The 1,268-nt window shown below is 46.2% G+C and carries 1 protein-coding gene; it reads left to right on the top strand.

What is annotated here, in order from left to right; genetic code table 11:
- Positions 1–1,268: carbamoyl-phosphate synthase large subunit (gene carB, locus A3738_RS18800; RefSeq protein ID WP_156504339.1), on the top strand; the 1,268-nt coding region annotated here is incomplete at both ends.

Genomic DNA, 1,268 nt, shown 5'->3' with positions numbered 1-1,268 from the left:
CCAGAGACAGTTTCAACGGATTACGATACTTCAGACCGTTTGTACTTCGAATCTATTACGCTTGAAGACGTACTAGAAATTATCGAACTAGAAAAACCGAAAGGTGTGATCGTGCACTACGGTGGTCAAACACCACTTAAGCTTGCGCGTGGCCTTGAAGATGCTGGTGTGCCGATTATCGGTACTAGCCCTGATGCGATTGACCGTGCTGAAGATCGTGAGCGTTTCCAGCAAATGATTCAGCGTTTAGGGTTGAAGCAGCCAAATAACGCGACAGTACGTAGCCTTGAAGAAGGTATCGTGGCAGCGAATGAAATTGGCTATCCATTGGTTGTTCGTCCATCTTATGTACTTGGTGGCCGAGCGATGGAAATCGTCTACAAAGAAGACGAGCTTGTGCGTTACATGAAAGATGCTGTTCAAGTATCTAACGATAGCCCTGTTTTGCTTGACCACTTCTTGAATTCTGCAATCGAAGTGGATATCGATGCGATCTCAGATGGTAAGCAAGTCGTGATTGGCGCAATTATGCAGCACATCGAGCAGGCGGGTGTTCACTCTGGTGACTCGGCTTGTTCACTACCTCCATATACATTGTCTGCAGATGTTCAAGACGAAATGCGTGAAGCGGTTAAGTCGATGGCTTTAGAGCTTGGCGTTGTCGGTTTGATGAATACTCAGCTCGCTTATCAGGATGGTGAAATTTACGTGATCGAAGTGAACCCACGTGCGTCACGTACCGTACCATTCGTGTCAAAAGCGATTGGTACCTCATTAGCGAAAGTTGCAGCACGTGTAATGGCGGGCAAAACTCTAGAAGAGCTAGATTTTACAACTGAGATCATCCCAGAGCACTTCAGTGTGAAAGAGTCAGTGTTCCCATTTAAGAAGTTCCCAGCAGTTGACCCGATCCTTGGTCCTGAGATGAAGTCTACGGGCGAAGTTATGGGTGTTGGTGAAACCTTCGATGAGGCGTTTGCTAAAGGTTTTATCGCGACAGGTGAAACACTTCCTGCATCAGGTAAGGCATTCTTGAGTGTTCGTGACGTAGACAAAGAAGGTGTTGTTGAACTTGCGAAACTTCTTGTTGAGGGTGGCTTTAGCTTAGTTGCAACGCGTGGTACTGCTCAGGCAATTGAGGAAGCAGGCATGGAAGTTAGTGTTGTGAATAAAGTGCGTGAAGGTCGTCCACACGTTGTTGACGTAATTAAGAATGAAGATATTTCTTTGATCGTCAATACTACGGAAGGGCGTCAAGCAATCAAAGA

It is taken from the genome of Oleiphilus sp. HI0066, assembly GCF_001635725.1.
Note: the sequence above shows the minus strand (reverse complement) of the source record. Positions and strands in the feature narration are given on the sequence as shown.